Source organism: Lentzea sp. HUAS TT2, from assembly GCF_051853195.1.
Classification (GTDB): domain Bacteria; phylum Actinomycetota; class Actinomycetes; order Mycobacteriales; family Pseudonocardiaceae; genus Lentzea.
In genome coordinates, this window is the sequence record NZ_CP196667.1 from 10052511 (window position 1) to 10068888 (window position 16378).

Sequence of the window (16378 nt, forward strand, 5' to 3'; positions counted from 1 at the left end):
ACTTCCCGACGAACTCACCGCCGTCTGCGGAGCAGCGGCCAAAAGCACAGCGGCCATACGACACAGACAGGTTGTCCACAGGCGGCTCACAGGATTCGGCCGCAATCTGAGTCGCATGACGGACAACCACGACCGCGGCCTCCAGTTCGACCTCGCCACGCTCTTCGGGCGTCGGCGGGCGTTGACGCTGCTCGGCGGCGCAGGCCTGACTCTCGTGGCCTGCGCCCCGTCGACCACCACCGCGACCTCGACCACCACGGCCGGTTCCACCACGGCGGACGGCTCGCCGCTGGAGGTGATTCCCGAGGAGACCGCCGGTCCCTACCCCGGCGACGGCTCCAACGGCCCGAACGCGTTGACGCAGAGCGGGATCGTGCGTTCGGACATCCGTTCCAGCTTCGGCTCCTCGACCCGCACGGCCGAGGGCGTGCAGCTGACCATCGACCTGACCGTGCAGAACGACGACGGCAAGCCGTTCGCGGGCGCGGCCGTCTACCTGTGGCACTGCGACATCAACGGCGACTACTCGATGTACTCGGACCGCGTGAAGGACGAGAACTTCCTGCGCGGCGTCCAGGAGGCCGACTCGTCCGGGAAGCTGAAGTTCGTCAGCGTCTTCCCCGGCGCGTACTCGGGACGGTGGCCGCACATCCACTTCGAGGTCTACCCGAGCCTCGCCGAGGCGACCAAGGCGGGCAACAAGATCACGACCTCGCAGCTCGCGTTGCCCGAGTCGACGTGCAAGGAGGTCTACGGCACCACCGGGTACACGCAGAGCGTCCGGAACATGTCGCGGACGTCGTTGCAGCAGGACATGGTGTTCCGCGACGGCACGGACCATCAGATGGCGACCATGTCGGGCGACGTCGGGTCCGGCTACACGGCCTCACTGACCTTCGCGGTGGAGGGCTAGCCACAGCTCCGCGCGCAGACCGGGTGAGTCGAGCGAGCGGCCGAGGGCCTGCTCCGCCTTGCGCACACGGTTGCGCAGCGTGTGGCGGTGCACGCCCAACTCCGCCGCCGCCGGGTCCCAGGCGCCGTGGTGGGTCAGCCAGATCCGCAGCGTCTCACGGGTCTCGGCGTCGAGTGGTCTGAGCAACGCGTCCGCGAACCCGTCCGGGACCTTCAGGCTGCCGGCCAGGTCCTCGAAGGTCCGCACACCCGCGCGACGTGCCTGCTGGGCCTCGCGATAGCCGCGCGCGACCTCTGTGGCGTCCACTTCGGACGAAGCGACGCCGTCGAACTCTTCGGTGAGCACGACGACGTCACCGTCCACTTCGGCCCAGAACACGGTGTCGCCCGGTGGTTCGTCGGCGAGGAACACCCGGAACCGTGCGGGCAGTCCGTCGATCGGCAGCCCTGCCAACAGCATCCGGAACTCGCCGGTACGCAGCTCCCTCCTGGCCGCGTCGACGGAGTCGTGCTGGGCGAGAGCGAGGACGAGCAGCGACGCCGCCGTGTTGACGATGCCCGGATCCGGCTTGGCGGTGCCGACCGCCAGCACGCCTCGGGCGCGGCTGCCGAGGACCTGGAGGAAAACGTGCACGCCGTCGAGCTCGAACGCGGCGCTGGCCAGGCCGCCCGCGGTCTTCAGCCGGGCGAGCTCGGCGGTCAGGTCAGGGATGAGACGCGGGTTGTGGGCGTGCACGGGCTCGCCGGCCGCGTCGAGGAGCACGGCCCAGCCGTCGATCCACTGGCCGAGCCTGCGCACCACTCCCCCGACACCGGCGCGGACAGCGGCTCTGGTGAGCGCGCGCTGGGCTTCGCTGGTCCTGGTCAGAGCCGCGTACTCGTCCGCGGCCAGCGCTTTCGACACGGCCTTGCTGATCGCGATGAACGGCACCTCGCGCGGCACCTCGACCAGTCCCAGTCCCGCCTGAGCCGCCGCTTCCACCAGTGCGGGCGGCACGACGTCGTGCCCCAGACCGGTGCCGAAGCCGAGTCCGACGACCCCTGCGCGCACGAGCCGTTCGACGTACCCGTCCCTCAGGGCGTTGAGACCTGTCGTCAGCAACAGCTCGCCGCCCTCCAGGAACGGCGTCGGATCCTCCAGTTCCGTCCCGTGCACCCACCCGACCGGCCTCGACACGTCCCCGGCGAGCACCGGCAACGCGAGCTTCCCGGCGAGTTCCCGCAGCGTGATGGGCATGTGCCACTTTGTACATCTCAACGCCCACAGATCGCCATTTCAGACACTGCGCAGCCTGCTGACCAGGGCCATGCTGAGCCTATGACCCGACTGCGCACCGCGATCCCCGGTCCCAAATCGCTGGAACTCCAGGCGCGGCGCAAGGGCGCCGTCGCCGCCGGGGTGGGCTCGACGCTGCCCGCCTACATCGACTCCGCCGACGACGGCCTGCTGATCGACGTCGACGGCAACCAGCTCATCGACCTCGGCTCCGGCATCGCCGTGACGAACGTCGGCAACCCCGCTCCCGCCGTCGCCGAGGCGGTGCACGCGCAGATCGACCGGTTCAGCCACACCTGCTTCATGATCACGCCGTACGAGAGCTACCTCGAGGTCTGCGAGGCGTTGAACGAGCTCACGCCCGGCGACCACGAGAAGCGGTCGGTGCTGTTCAACTCCGGCGCCGAGGCCGTCGAGAACGCGGTCAAGATCGCCAGGCACGTCACCGGCAGGCAGGCCGTCGTGGTGTTCGACCACGGCTACCACGGCCGCACGAACCTCACGATGGCGTTGACCGCCAAGAACATGCCGTACAAGCACCGGTTCGGCCCGTTCGCGCCCGAGGTCTACCGGGTGCCGGCCTCCTACCCGCTGCACGACGGCCTGACCGGGCCCGAGGCGGCCGCGCGTGCGATCGCCGCGATCGAGAAGCAGGTCGGCGCGGACAACACCGCCGCACTCGTGATCGAGCCGATCCAGGGCGAAGGCGGGTTCATCGCCCCCGCCGAGGGCTTCCTGCCCGCGCTCGCTGAATGGTGCCGTGAGCGCGGTGTGCTGTTCGTCGCCGACGAGATCCAGACCGGCTTCTGCCGGACCGGCGAGTGGTTCGCGCTCGACCACGAGGACGTGGTGCCGGACCTGATCACCACGGCCAAGGGCATCGCGGGCGGTCTGCCGCTCGCCGCCGTCACGGGTCGCGCCGAGATCATGGACGCCGTGCACGTCGGCGGCCTCGGCGGCACCTACGGCGGCAACCCGGTGGCGTGTGCGGCGGCCCTGGGCGCCATCCGCACGATGCGCGAACGCGACCTGAACGCCGCCGCCCGCCGCATCGAGGAGACCGTGCTGGCCAGGCTCAGGGCGATCGCGGAGAAGACCGACGTCATCGCGGACATCCGCGGCCGTGGCGCGATGCTCGCCATCGAGTTCACCGAACGCACGCCCGATGTCGCCGCGCGCGTCGCGAAGGCGTGCCACGAACAGGGTGTCGTCGTGCTGACGTGCGGCACTTACGGCAACGTGATCCGCCTGCTGCCCCCACTGGTCATCCCGGACGACCTGCTCGCCGAAGGTCTCGACGTGCTCGAAGGAGCCCTGCTCGCATGATCGAATTCCACACCCCCGCGGACGTCGAGAACGCCGTCGCGAAGGCCGTCGCCGTCGCTCCCGAACTCGCCGCCCTGCCGGCACACCGCCGTGCGTCCGCGCTGGACCACGTGTCCCGGCGGCTGGCCGAACGCGCCGAGGAGTTCGCCCAGGCCATCAACGACGACTCGGGCAAGCCGCTGAAGTGGGCCCGCGTCGAGGTGACCCGCGCGATCTCCACGTTCCGCTGGGCCTCCGAGGAGGCGCGCCGGTTCTCCGGTGAGCTGCAGCGCCTCGACACCGACCCGTCCGCGGAGGGTCGCCTCGCGCTGGTCCGCCGGGTGCCGCGCGGTCCGGTGCTGGGCATCGCGCCGTTCAACTTCCCGCTGAACCTGGTGGCGCACAAGGTCGCCCCGGCCATCGCGGTCGGTGCGCCGATCGTGCTGAAGCCCGCGCCCGCCACGCCGAAGGTCGCGTTCCTGCTCGGCGAGCTGCTGGCCGAGACCGACCTGCCCGACGGCGCCTTCTCGATCCTGCACCTGTCCAATGAGGACACCGCGCGCCTCGTCGAGGACCCACGTATGCCGGTGGTCTCGTTCACCGGCTCCGGCCCGGTCGGCTGGGGCATCAAGGAACGCGTGCCGCGCAAGCACGTCACGCTGGAGCTCGGCGGCAACGCGGCCGCGATCGTCGCGCCGGACTGGCAGGACGTCGAGTTCGCCGCGCAGCGCATCGCCACGTTCGCGATGTACCAGGCCGGCCAGTCCTGCATCTCGGTGCAGCGCGTCTACGTGCACACCGACGTGTACGACGCGGTCTCGGAAGCCGTTGTGCAGCACGTGAACAAGCTCGACGTGGCCGGCGACGTCGGCCCGTTGATCAACGACGCCGCCGCCGACCGCGTCGAGGAGTGGGTGCGGGAGGCAGGGGCGACGGTCCTGACCGGCGGCACCCGCGAGGGCCGCACCTACGCGCCGACCGTGCTGACTGACGTGCCGGAAGACTCGAAGGTCAACGTCGAGGAGGTGTTCGGCCCGGTCGTGACGCTGACCAGGGTCGACAGCGTCGAGGAGGCGTTCGACCTCGTCAACGCCTCCCGGTACGGCCTGCAGGCCGGGCTGTTCACCACCGACGTGCGGCTCGCTTTCCGCGCCGCGCAACGACTCCAGGTCGGTGGTGTGATCGTCGGCGACGTGCCGAGCTACCGCGCGGACCAGATGCCGTACGGCGGTGTGAAGGAGTCCGGCATCGGCAGGGAGGGCCTGCGCGCGGCCATGGACGACCTCACCGAACAGCGCGTTCTGGTCCTGACGGGCCTGGAGCTCTAAAGCCTGTTGCCAGAAGTTGCGTTCGTTACTCGCCCAAGCGGCCCCGCGCCTGGCCCTGATGGCGTCTGCAAGTACCACCAACTCAACATCAACAGGCACTTTCCTACTACCAACTGGGGCCTGAGAACGCAGCGCCTGTTCGTCGGACGGCGAACAGGTTGGGTGTGGTTGACGGCGATTCGATCAAGAGTTGGTGGTACTTGCAGACGCCTCGGCGCCAACAAGGACACGAGGTCTCGGGCAAGACCTCTGGCCAGGTGCCAGCCGCACGAGTGCGGCGCTCTTGACCTTGACTGCGATGATTTGCGCGTGGCCGTCACGATCAGGGATGTCGCTCGCCAGGCTCAGGTCTCCGTCTCGACGGTCTCGCGTGCGCTCAGCGCGCCGGGACTGGTCAAGGAAGCCACCCGGCAACGGGTCCTGGACGTCGTCGCCGGGCTCGGCTACCAGCCGAACCGGGCGGCGAGAAGCCTGATCACCGGCCGCACCGGGAACCTCGCCGTGGTGGTGCCCGACCTGCTCAACCCGTTCTTTCCCTCCGTCCTGCGGGGCGTGCAGACGAAGGCGGGCGAGGCGGGCACCTCGGTGTTCTTCTGCGACAGCAGGGAGGACCCGGAGACCGAGGCCGAGCTGGTGCGGACGATGGCGTCGCAGGTCGACGGCGTGGTGCTGTGCGCGTCGCTGCTGACGGACGAGACGATCGTCGAGTTGGCCGCGGCGACACCGCTGGTGCTGATCAACCGGATCGTGCCGGGCGTCTCGTCCGTGCTGATGGACAGCGCCTCCGGCATGGAGCAGGTGGTCGCGCACCTGGAGTCGCTGGGCCACGAGGACTACGTCTACCTGGGCGGCCCGGCCGCGGCGTGGTCGAACAACCGCAGGATGCAGGGCCTGGGTGGCCGCGCCCGGTTGCTCGGCTCGTTCGAACCGAACTTCGACGGCGGTTACGCGGCCGCCGAGCAGGCGCTCAAGACCGGCGCGACGGCGTTCATCGCCTACAACGACCTGATCGCACTGGGCGCGCTCGCCTACCTCGCGGAGCACGACGTCAAGGTGCCGGAGCAGATCAGCGTCACGGGCTTCGACGACATCCTCTACGCGACGATGTGCTCGCCCGCGCTGACGACCGTCCACATGCCCACCGAGGACGCCGGCGAGGTCGCCGTCGACCTCCTCGCGACCCTGCTCGACGGCGGACCGGCCGAGCACCGGGAACTCCCGACGACGCTCGTGGTCCGCGCGAGCACGACCCGCGCGCATTCTTCGTCCTGACCGGACAAGTGGCCGGTTGACCACTCAGGCCGCGAGGGAGTCGCTTCGGGTGACTCCCTCGCGCGGCCCGTCGAGTGGGTTCTAGTCGTACCCGCGAACGTGGCCGTCTTCGTCGGCGAGAATTTCGTAGCCATCCATGACAAGCTCCTCACGTTGGTGTTCGACATCACAAACCGTAGAGCCTCAGCCGCGTCCTGTGGAGTGAATTTGCATCGCAACCGGGGTAGTCGGCGGTAACCCAAGGGGGTCGTAGGGGTGTCCCCTCACACCTAGCCCACCCGTGACCTGGGTCACACACTAAGGCTACACCACGACTACGCAGCGCCTATCAAGACAGCGATTTTACTGGTCGGTCTTGCCCGCCATGCACCATTTGGGGGACAAAGCTAGCTATGCGATCGATGCTCACCGTAATCGCCGTGGCGGCAGCCCTGATGTTCCCACCACCCCCTGCACACGCCTCGGACCTCGTTGCCAAGACGGTGGAACTGCTGAACTCCTACCGCGCAAAGCACGGTGTCGCGCCTCTCTCCCTCGATTCCGAAGTGTCAAGAACAGCGCAAGAATGGGCCGATCACCTGCACACGACAAAGCGTTTCGAACACCGCCCGGACAACGCGTACGGCGAGAACCTCTACAAGACCGGGCGCACGAAGCCAATCGATTCAGTGATCGTGAAAGCCCTGGAAGACTGGTACGGCGAATCGCGCGGTTACGACTACGGCAAAGAGATGACGCAGTCACACGTGGACTACGGCGTCCTGCACTTCACCGCGATGGTCTGGCGGTCGTCGGACCGCGTGGGCGTCGGCCTGACGCAAGGCCGCAACGGCACGTACGTGGTGCTGAACTTCGCCGAGCGCGGCAACACCCTCGGTCACTTCAGGGCGAACGTGATGTCACCCGTCAGCGCAGCCCGGCTGTCTCCGTAACAGCCCGCAACGCGGCCACCACCGCCGAGAACGGCGGCAGGAACGGCCGCGACGCCGGCACCTCGCCCGACCACCGCACCCCGCCCCCGTCGATCCGGGACGGCGGCAACGGCACGAGCGTCCCCAGCCGGTGGGTCAGCGCCCCGCGGGCGCGCAGCCGGATCAGGTTCACCTGCGAGGCCTCGTCGGCGGATTCGGTGAGGATGAGCCATCGCCCAGCGGTCCCAGACGCGGAGGGCAACACCACCACCGGCCCGCCGAGCATCCGCACGGACAGGTAGTGCTGCACCTCCCCGCCGATCCCCGCCGCCATCTCCACGGCGGACACGGTGTGGTCGGTGGTCAGCAGCAGCCGGTTCTCCGACCGCAGCACCAGCCAGCCCCAGTTCGAGTAACGCTCGAGTGAGCCGGAGAACGTGTCGAGTTGTGGCAGAACCCCGGACGGCAGTACTCCCTTAGGCGAGTTCATGGATCTCACCCTCACTTGTTTCAGTACGGTGTAACTCCGATCACACGATTTGACTCTCCGCCGCCATGAACTCACTATCGGGCCGCCATCGGCACACTCGAACGGGGCTGGAGAGCGTGACTCACCTGCGGGAACGGCATGTCACCATGATCGCGCTGGGAGGCGTGATCGGAGCGGGTCTGTTCGTCGGGACGGGTGCGGGCATAGCGCTCGCCGGACCGGCGGTGCTCATCTCATTTGGACTTGCCGGAATTCTGGCTCTGCTCGTCCTGCGCATGCTCGGGGAAATGGCCGCGGAACACCCGAGTGGTGGCGCGTTCTCAGTGCACGCGGAAAAGGCGATAGGGCCGTGGGCCGGTTTCACGGTCGGCTGGACCTACTGGGCGGCCGTCGGTGTCGTGCTCGCGGTCGAGGCGACCGGCGCGGCCAAGATCGCGTCCGGCTGGGTGCCCGCGGTGCCGCAGTGGGCGTGGGTGCTGATCTTCATGGCGGCGCTGACAGCCGTGAACCTCGCGGGCGTCCGCAACTTCGGCGAGTTCGAGTTCTGGTTCGCCGGCCTGAAGGTCGCCGCGATCGTGCTGTTCCTGGTGCTGGGTGCGGCCGCCATCGCGGGGCTGCTCCCCGGCGTCGACTCCCCTGGCACGCAGAACCTGCAGGACTTCCTCCCGCACGGCTGGGGCGGCGTGATCGCCGGGTTCGTGGCGGTGGTGTTCGCGTTCGGCGGGCTGGAGGTCGTCACGATCGCCGCGGCCGACGCGGAGGACCCCCAGCACGCCGTGAAGAAGGCCGTCCGGACATCCATGACCCGGCTGCTGGTCTTCTACCTCGGCTCGATGGCCGTGGTCGTGACGCTCCTGCCGTGGAACGACTCCGAGGTCGGCGCGAGCCCGTACGTCGCGGTGCTCAACCGGATCGGCATCCCGGCGGCCGGGCAGATCATGAACGTCGTCATCTTCGTGGCGCTGCTGAGCGCCATCAACGCCACCCTCTACGGCGCGGCCCGCATGCTCAGCTCGCTCGCCGAACGCGGCGAGGCACCGCAGGCACTGCTCACCAAGAGCAACGGCGTCCCGCGCAACGCCGTGCTCGCCTCCACGGCGTTCGGCTTCTTCTCCGTGCTGCTCAACTACCTGTGGCCGGACACGGTGTTCCTGCTGCTGCTCAACGCGGTGGGCTCGGCGCTGCTGGTCGTCTGGGCGTTCGTCGCGATCTCGCAGATCCGGCTGCGCCGCACGTACGAGAACCCGGCGGTCCCCATGTGGGGTTACCCGTACCTGTCCTGGGTGGCGCTGGCGGCGATCCTCGGCATCATCGTGCTGATGCTCAGCGACGAGCAGGCCCGCGGGCAGATCCTGTCCACGGGCGTGCTCGTCGCCGTCATCGCCGCGGTGGCACTCAGCAGGACAGCCTTGCGCCGGCGAAGTCTCCCCGATCGAACCTGACGCCGTCACCGCCGTCGCCGACCACCAGCCGCAGGAACTTGGCGCCCCGCAACGACCCCGCCACCGGCACGGCGTCGTCGCGCCACGTCCGCAGCCCGCTGTCGGCGACCTTGGTGCCGTCCGCCCAGACCTCGAAGACCGCCGAGCCGACCTGGTTCACGTCGCGTTCGTCGTCGATGCCGACCTCGGACGAGAACGACGTGCACCGCCCGCCCACGTACAGGATCAGCTCGGCCTGGGCGTGCGCGCCGAGTCCCTTCGTGTAGGTCTTCCCGTTGATGGTCAACGTCTTGCCGTCACCACCGACGTAGCCGCCGTTGGACCGGTCCCGCTCGACCGGCCCGTACCCGCTGCGTTCGGTGGTGAACGCGACGTCGCTGGCCCACACCTCCCCTGACGGCCCTGCACCCGGCACGAGCACCCCGGCCTCCACGGGCCGCGACAACCTGCCGTGCCCGACCCAGGTCACGCCCAGCGAGCCGCGCAACGCATGTGCCCCAGGCGTGACGCCGGCAGGGGGTGTGACGCGCCACCTGCCCTGCACCGACTGCGAGGTCAGCAGGACCGGTGCCCGTTCGGCGGAGAGCTTCTCGACCTTCCACCCGGCGGGCGCCGCGAAGGAGGGCGACGCGTTCAGCAGCGGAACCGGCGCCTGGTTGGTGGCGGTCACGGTGGCCACGAACGGTTCCCCGGCCGGCGTGATCGTGCCGGGGATGCCGGGCACCGTGGCCGCGACGTCCAGCGAGGTGTCGATCGCGGGCTCGTGCCGGTACCAGTCCTGCGACGCCTTCACCCGGAAGATCGCGGTGCCGTGCGGCGGCAGCGAGGCGGAGATCTGCCCGGCGGACTGGAAGTCCTTGCCCTGCCACAGGTCCCGCACGGTGTAACCGACGCTGCGCGGCAACCCCGCCGCACGCGCCGAGGTCGAGATCGTCGCGTTCACCTCGGACTCGTTGAACAAGGCCACCGCCTTGTCCCCGTTGGCCAGCGGCTTCACGAAGACCCAGTGCCCGTTCTCCTGGTGGATCACCTTGCCCTGGACGCCCAGCCGGTCCTGGTTGACCGCGATGATCTCTTTGTTGCGCAGGATGTCGAGATGCTCGGCGGAGACCTTGCGCAGATCCGCGCCGATCAGCAGCGGGGCCGCCATGATCGACCACAGCGCAAAGTGGCTCCGGTACTCGACGGTGCTCTGCCGCCCGTTGCCGACCTCCAGCATGTCGGGGTCGTTCCAGTGGCCGGGCCCGGCGTAGGCGTCCAGCGGCGCGTTGAGCTTGAGGATCTCGACGGTCTTGGACCAGGTGTCGTTGATGTCGCCGGTGGTGCGCCACAGGTGCCCGACGCCCTTGCCCCACTCCCACGGCTTGTTCTGGCCCCACTCGCAGATCGAGTAGACGATCGGCCGTCCGGTCTTCTTCAGCGCGTCCCGCATCTTCGTGTAGCGCTCCAGGGCGGGACGGCCCTCGTTGTTGCAGTTGTCGTACTTCAGGTAGTCGACGCCCCAGTCCGCGAACGTTTGCGCGTCGATCTCCTCGTGGTCCAGCGCACCCGGCATGGTCTTGGCGCACGTCTGCACGCCGGCGCTCGTGTAGATGCCGAACTTGAGACCACGCGCGTGGATGTGGTCCGCCAGCGCCTTCATGCCGCTGGGGAACCGCACGGGGTGGTTGCGCAGCCGTCCGGTCTCGGGGTCGCGGGTCGCGTCCGCCCAGCAGTCGTCGACGTTGACGTACTGGTAGCCGGCGTCCTTGAGCCCCTTCGTCACGAAGATGTCCGCCATGTCGCGGATCATCTGCTCGTTGATGTCGCAGCCGGTGGTGTTCCAGTTGTTGAACCCCATCGGTGGCGTCAGCGCCAACGTCGGGTCCACGGCCGCTGCGGGTGTTGCCGGTACGACCACGGACGCTGCGACCAGCGCCAGCGCGGTGAGCAGTGATCTCACTTCGGCTTCTCCAAGGTGATCGCGAAGACGTGCAGGCGTGGCCCGCCCGTCCTGGGCAGGGTGACGGCGGAGAGCTCTCGGGCGGCGTCCAGGTCGACGGACTGGTGGAAGATCGACACCTGCCTGGTCACCGGACCGGACGGCGTGTGCATCAGCGTCGTGGTCACGGGTTCCGACTCGCCGAACTGCGGCCGTTGCTGCCAGGCCGTCACGCGGAACTTGGCCGCGGCGGCGCCGTCGGCGTACACCACCGCACCGTCCGCCTCGACGTTGCCGGTGTCGGCGGCCACGAGCAGGTGCAGCTTCGTGTACCTGCCAACGGGAACAGCGAGCGTCTGTCCATTTGCGACGGTGTTGTTCCTGCTGGCCTCGTCGCCGTTGTGGAACTCGAACAGCACACCGTCGTCGGTGACGGACCCGGTCTGCGGCAGTTGAGCGGCCGGATAGGTGTTACCGAGACCGTCGAAGTCGCCGTCACGGCTGGTGAACTCGTTCGACAGCCCGTCGTTGTCGAACGCGGCACTGATGTCCACCGGCACCGCGCTGCCACCGGGCGGCAACGCGGGCAGCCCCCAGCGCTGTGCGGGGGACGTGACCCGCACCGGCGCGATCGTGAAGTCGCGCTCCCCCTTGGCGTGGATCAGGGCCTCCTGGCCGCGGGCGACCTCCAGTTCGACCACGCCGTCCCGCACGCTCCACCGCGAGCAGCCGCGCACGGTCAGCGGCCCGTCGATGCCCGTGCGGACGCGGCACGGCTGACCGGCCTCGCTGCGGACGCGCACGAACCGGGTCCTGCCACCGCGCCGCACCGCGCTGACCAGGAACGCGCCCTCGGTGCGGGTGTTGTGGACCGTGACGTCCCGCCACGCAGCCGGCACCGCAGGGAAGATCCGGATCAGCCCGCCCCAGCTCTGCACCAGCATGTCCTGCAACGACTTCGCGGCGCTCAGCGGCGTCTCGATCACCGGCCCCGCCTCGAAGTACATGGTGTTGGGCTGCGCGAACCTGGCCACGAACTCGCGCAGGTAGCCCAGCGCCTCATCTCCGCGGGTCATCTGGGCCGCGATCGAGGCGGCGCCGGTGAAGGTGAAGCCCCGCAACGACCCCTCGAAGCTCAGCCAGTGCTTCAGCGAGCGCGCGATGAGGTCGCGGCGTTCCGGCTGCTCCCAGGTGACCTCGTGCAGCGGGTAGACGGCGAGCAGGTGCGAGTAGTGCCGGTGCGACTTCGCGAACGGCACCCCGGCGCCGATCATGAAACCACCCGCGTCCACCGGGTACTCGACGAGCTGGTCCAGCACCTCCTGCCAGCGCGGGGCCAGCGGGTCGGCGATCTTGAGGATCCGCGCCGACTCGATGAGCGTGCGGCACGACCAGCGCAGCAGCGCGAGGTCGTAGTTGCAGTCCGGCGCGACGCCGTACTCGGGCGAGTAGGTGGGCAGCAGGTGCAGCCTGCCGTCGTCACCTTTGCGCAGGAAATGCAGGTAGTAGTTCGTGGATCTGCGCAACACCGGGAAGACGGTGTCGCGCAGGACCCGTTCGTCCATGCTGTGCCGGTAGTGCAGCCACGCGTTGTGCAGCAGCCACGGCAGGTTCCCGATCTCCGGGTCCGGCGACGGGTGCAGCGGCGAGCCGACGAACCCGGCGTCCTGAAACGTCGGGTCGGTGCTGCGCCGCAACCCCATCGAGTCCGCGCGGAACTCGGGCCGCAGCGCGTCGACCAGGATCTGCTGGTGCTGCGAGATCGTGCGCGGGATGGGGTCGAGCTCGAGGTGGTTCGAGGCGAGCACCGGCCAGTACTCGAGCTGCGCGTTGAGGTTGAACCACACCGACGGCCACGGCGTCGGCTCCAGCCACGGCCCGGTGGTCGGCATGATCGGTGCTTCGCGGCGTGCGCCCGACGCGAGCTTGTACAGCTGGATCCAGTAGAAGCTCTGCATCAGCGCGTCCGGCACGGACACGAAGCTCTTGCGGTAGAAGCGGTGCCACCACCGCTGGTGCTGCCCGCGCAGCACCAGCGGTGGTGGCGCCGTGGTGATCGCGGTCCTGACCGCGGCCTCCGCGGTGCTGTCCGGGAACGAATGTTCCACCGACAACAGGAAGTCCTTGCCGCTTCGGCGTTCGCGCGTCCGGTACGCCGTGGCCGTCTGTCCACCCGCGACCATCTCCTGGATGACGAGCGTCAGCCCGTTCACGGTGCGGCTGACGGGTTTCGGGTTGGGCGGGAACGTCGCGGGCGGTGGCTCGCGGATCGTGCGCGGACTCACCGCGTCGAGCGCCTGGAACTCCAGCCGGAACGCCCGCTCGCCACTCGTGGGGCGAACCTCCAGGCACAGCAACGACTTCTCGGCGTGCACGAACGACCTGACCGCCAGCTCACCGCGGTCCGTGAGGATCTTGCCGCGCAGCTCGGCGTTCCACAGGTCGAGCCGCAGGTCGACCCCGGTGATCGTGCCGACCGGCGTCAGCAGCAGCCGTCCGACCGGCAGCCGTGCCACACCCCACTCGTTGCCGAACTGCGGCCGGTGGTCCTGCACCTCCGCGTGGTCGACGGTGAACCGGAGTGCGTTCGCGCCGGGCTCGCGGTAGACCGCGGTGGCGAGAAACCCGTTGCCCAGGAACGGTCCCTCGTACCAGGCGCGCGGAACCCGCAACCACACCAGGTCCTGCTCACCGAGGAACCTCTCCCAGTCGATCCTCGTCGTGCATCCGGAAGTCTCCGCTTCCGCCCCGGCGGGCAGCGCCGTGAGCGCCGCTCCCGCCACCACCCCGCCCATGAGCCCGCGCCGCGACAGCTCCACTCCAGCACCCTTCAGGTCCGTTGGCGGCGGCGCCTAAAGATCGGATGTGTAGGTCCGAACGCAGCCTAGGACCGCCAATGAAGACGGTCAAGACCGGTCAAGCCTCGGATGTAAGCGTTTACCGGAAGTACGCTGAGGCTGCCGCAAACCCTTGGAGGATGCTCATGACAGCGCGTTCCTACCCGTTCGGTCCGGTGGACGGGCTCGACCTCGACCCGACATACGCCCGACTGCGTGACGACGAACCCCTGGCCCGCGTCAAACTCCCCCACGGGGAAGAGGGCTGGCTGCTCACGAGATACGACGACGTCCGATTAGCGCTGAGCGACCCGAGGTTCAGCCTGGCGCAGGCGGCCGTGCGGGACACCCCCAGGATGGGCCCGACGCGCATCGGCGCGATCCTGACCGACATGGACCCGCCGGACCACACCCGGTTGCGCCGCCTGCTGTCGCACGCGTTCACCGTGCGCCGCGTCGAACAGCTGCGCGCCACCGCGGAACGCGTGGCCGCCGACCTGCTCGACGAGATGGAGAAGGCCGGGCCGCCGGCCGATCTGCTGACCGCGTACGCGATTCCGTTGCCCGGCTTGATGGTCTGCGATCTGCTGGGGGTCCCGTACGACGACCGCGACCACTTCCAGTCGCTCGCCGAGGCGTTCATGTCCACCACGGCGATGACCGACGAGGAGAAGCTGTCGAAGCTCGGGGAACTGGCGGGCTACCTGGCGGGCCTCGCCGACCAGCGCCGCGTGCACCAGGAGGACGACCTGATCAGCGCGCTGGTGGTGGCACAGGAGGAAGGCGACCGGCTCACCGCCGAAGAACTGGTGCAGATCACGGTGTTGCTGCTCGGCGCGGGGTACGACTCGACCGCGAGCCAGATCGCCAACTCGGTCCACACCCTGCTGCGGTTCCCCGACCAGGCCGCACTGCTGCGCGCGGAGCCGGGCCTGATGCCGGGCGCCGTCGAGGAGATGCTGCGGTGGATCCCCGGGCAGCAGGTCGCGGACGTCCTGCCCCGCTACGCCCTGGAGGACGTCGAGCTGAGCGGCGGCACGGTGCGCGCGGGCGAGGCCGTCCTGCTCGCGAAGCACGCCGCCAACCGCGATCCCCGCCAGTTCCTCGACCCGGACCGGTTCGACGTGACGCGCAACGCCAAGGGACACCTCGCGTTCGGGCACGGGCCGCACCACTGCATCGGCGCGCAGCTGGCGCGGATGGACGTGCAGGTCGCGCTGACGGCGCTGCTCCAACGGTTCCCGGACCTGCGTTTGGCCGGTGACGTGGAATGGCGGGTGGGCATGGCCATGCGGGGTCCGCTGGCGATGCCGGTCACGTGGTGACGGCCAGGCGGTGAGCTACGCCGACCGGCTTTGCGGGGTCAGCAGTTCGTTGATCGAGTCGAGCGAGATCCCGAGCGCACCCGCGAGGGCGGCGATGGTGAAGAACGACGGCGTGGGGGCACGTCCGGTCTCGATCTTGCGCACGGTCTCGGCGGACAGGCCGGCGCGGGCCGCGATCTCGACCATGCTCTCCTCGCCGCGGGCGTCCCGCAGCATCTGACCGAGCCGCCTGCCGCGCTCCCGTTCCAGCGACGTCAGTGGGATGCGCACCATGGCTGCGGATTCTACGCGAACCAGACGTGCCGGGTGGCGTGAGAAAAGTCCGTTGCGAGCCCGGCCGGGATCGACATAGGTTCGTCTTACACACGAGAGGAGGTGGTCCAAAGTTGTATAGCAACAGGACTCGTGAGGTGGCTGTCCGATAGGACCGCCTTTTGGTGACGCCTTGTCGTAAACCCAGGCAGCCACCCGGCCCCCGGACTTCGAGCGCTGGTCCCGCTCGGCCTGCTCGCGCAGGAGTCGTCCGGGGGTTGTCCCGTTTCAGGCCTTCTTCACGGCGAGAAGATCCGCCACGAACGCGTCGAACGCCTCGCCGAAGTTCTCCGCCCGCACCACCGCCGACGGGTGCACCGTCACGCCGACCCGCAGCCCGTCGTGCTCCACCACCTCGCCGCGGTGCTCGGTCAGCTTGAACGACGGCCCCAGCACCGCCTTCGCCGCGACGGCCCCCAGCACCACCACGAGCCGCGGTCTCACCACGCGGATCTCCTCCCGCAGCCACGGGAAGCAGGCCACGACCTCGCTGCGCCGGGGCTGCTGGTGAATCCGGCGCTTTCCCCGTTCGGTGAACCGGAAGTGCTTCACCGCGTTCGTCAGGTACGTCTTCGAGCGATCGATCCTGGCGGCCTTGAACGCCTTGTCCAGCAATCGCCCAGCAGGGCCGACGAACACGTGGCCCTCGGTGTCCTCGTGGTCACCGGGGCACTCCCCCACCATCATCAGCCGCGCCGGCACCGGACCTTCGCCGAACACGGTCTGTGAGGCGTCCTTGTACAGCTCGCAACCGCGACACTTCTTGGCCGCAGACTGCAACGCCGCCCAGTCTGCCCCCTCAGGGACGTACTGGGCGGCGTCCGCCGTCTTGCTCTTGCTGCTACTTGTCCGAGCGGAAGGCATCCTTGACCTTCTCGCCGGCCTGCTTGATGTCGGCCTTCGCGCGCTCGGCGCGACCCTCGGCCTGCCACTGCTCGTTGTCCGTGGCGTCACCGACGGCTTCCTTGGCGCGACCCTTGAGTTCGTCTGCCTTGTTGCTGAACTTCTCCTCGGCACCCATGTGAGGTGGTTACCCGGCGAGCACGC

At 69.0% G+C, this 16378-nt stretch carries 14 protein-coding genes; 7 read left to right on the top strand and 7 right to left on the bottom strand.

The window, feature by feature from the left end; genetic code table 11:
• Positions 1-115 precede the first annotated feature (115 nt).
• Positions 116-913, top strand: a complete 798-nt coding sequence (locus ACSHWB_RS47610) for an intradiol ring-cleavage dioxygenase (RefSeq protein ID WP_439659956.1) — start codon at positions 116-118, stop codon at positions 911-913.
• On the opposite strand, the gene ACSHWB_RS47615 is transcribed toward ACSHWB_RS47610, so the two are convergent.
• A complete protein-coding gene (locus ACSHWB_RS47615; RefSeq protein WP_439659957.1) occupies positions 887-2149 on the bottom strand; it encodes a PucR family transcriptional regulator in 1263 nt (420 codons plus the stop codon). The two genes, ACSHWB_RS47610 and ACSHWB_RS47615, sit on opposite strands and share 27 nt — an antisense overlap.
• An 81-nt stretch (positions 2150-2230) precedes the next feature.
• Between ACSHWB_RS47615 and gabT the strand changes: the two genes are divergently transcribed.
• The 4 genes from gabT (at position 2231) to ACSHWB_RS47635 (ending at position 7025) form a co-directional block, all read left to right on the top strand.
• Positions 2231-3514, top strand: coding sequence for a 4-aminobutyrate--2-oxoglutarate transaminase (gabT, locus tag ACSHWB_RS47620; protein WP_439659958.1), 1284 nt, complete (start codon positions 2231-2233; stop codon positions 3512-3514).
• A complete protein-coding gene (locus tag ACSHWB_RS47625) occupies positions 3409-4821 on the top strand; it encodes an aldehyde dehydrogenase family protein (RefSeq protein WP_439659959.1) in 1413 nt (470 codons plus the stop codon). The genes gabT and ACSHWB_RS47625 overlap by 106 nt, the downstream gene beginning before the upstream one ends.
• 309 nt (positions 4822-5130) lie before the next feature.
• Positions 5131-6093, top strand: a complete 963-nt coding sequence (locus ACSHWB_RS47630; RefSeq protein WP_439659960.1) for a LacI family DNA-binding transcriptional regulator — start codon at positions 5131-5133, stop codon at positions 6091-6093.
• Between the two features lie 419 nt (positions 6094-6512).
• On the top strand, positions 6513-7025 hold the full coding sequence (locus ACSHWB_RS47635) for a CAP family protein (RefSeq protein ID WP_439659961.1): 513 nt from the start codon (positions 6513-6515) through the stop codon (positions 7023-7025).
• Here ACSHWB_RS47635 and ACSHWB_RS47640 read toward each other — a convergent pair.
• The gene (locus ACSHWB_RS47640; protein ID WP_439659962.1) at positions 7000-7494 is read right to left on the bottom strand and encodes a hypothetical protein; all 495 of its coding nucleotides are present in this window, start codon (positions 7492-7494) and stop codon (positions 7000-7002) included. The genes ACSHWB_RS47635 and ACSHWB_RS47640 overlap by 26 nt on opposite strands.
• A 116-nt stretch (positions 7495-7610) precedes the next feature.
• On the opposite strand from ACSHWB_RS47640, the gene ACSHWB_RS47645 reads away from it, so the two are divergent.
• Positions 7611-8936, top strand: a complete 1326-nt coding sequence (locus tag ACSHWB_RS47645; protein WP_439659963.1) for an amino acid permease — start codon at positions 7611-7613, stop codon at positions 8934-8936.
• On the opposite strand, the gene ACSHWB_RS47650 is transcribed toward ACSHWB_RS47645, so the two are convergent.
• Together ACSHWB_RS47650 and ACSHWB_RS47655 are read right to left on the bottom strand one after the other, a co-directional pair.
• A complete protein-coding gene (locus tag ACSHWB_RS47650; RefSeq protein ID WP_439659964.1) occupies positions 8890-10878 on the bottom strand; it encodes an NPCBM/NEW2 domain-containing protein in 1989 nt (662 codons plus the stop codon). The genes ACSHWB_RS47645 and ACSHWB_RS47650 overlap by 47 nt on opposite strands.
• Entirely contained in the window at positions 10875-13676 is a 2802-nt protein-coding gene (locus tag ACSHWB_RS47655) for a glycosyl hydrolase family 95 catalytic domain-containing protein (RefSeq protein ID WP_439659965.1), read from the bottom strand. Before ACSHWB_RS47655 ends, ACSHWB_RS47650 begins: the two co-directional genes overlap by 4 nt.
• 164 nt (positions 13677-13840) lie before the next feature.
• On the opposite strand from ACSHWB_RS47655, the gene ACSHWB_RS47660 reads away from it, so the two are divergent.
• Positions 13841-15019, top strand: a complete 1179-nt coding sequence (locus ACSHWB_RS47660; RefSeq protein ID WP_439659966.1) for a cytochrome P450 — start codon at positions 13841-13843, stop codon at positions 15017-15019.
• A gap of 15 nt (positions 15020-15034) precedes the next feature.
• Here the strand turns inward: ACSHWB_RS47660 and ACSHWB_RS47665 are convergent, their stop codons facing one another.
• From ACSHWB_RS47665 to ACSHWB_RS47675, 3 genes are all read right to left on the bottom strand, one after another.
• Positions 15035-15292, bottom strand: coding sequence for a helix-turn-helix domain-containing protein (locus ACSHWB_RS47665; protein WP_401041549.1), 258 nt, complete (start codon positions 15290-15292; stop codon positions 15035-15037).
• A 267-nt stretch (positions 15293-15559) separates the two neighbouring features.
• A complete protein-coding gene (locus ACSHWB_RS47670) occupies positions 15560-16195 on the bottom strand; it encodes a UdgX family uracil-DNA binding protein (RefSeq protein ID WP_439659967.1) in 636 nt (211 codons plus the stop codon).
• Complete coding sequence (locus ACSHWB_RS47675; protein WP_319981380.1) at positions 16173-16352, bottom strand: CsbD family protein; 180 nt, start codon at positions 16350-16352, stop codon at positions 16173-16175. The genes ACSHWB_RS47670 and ACSHWB_RS47675 overlap by 23 nt, the downstream gene beginning before the upstream one ends.
• Between the last annotated feature and the right edge of the window lie 26 nt (positions 16353-16378).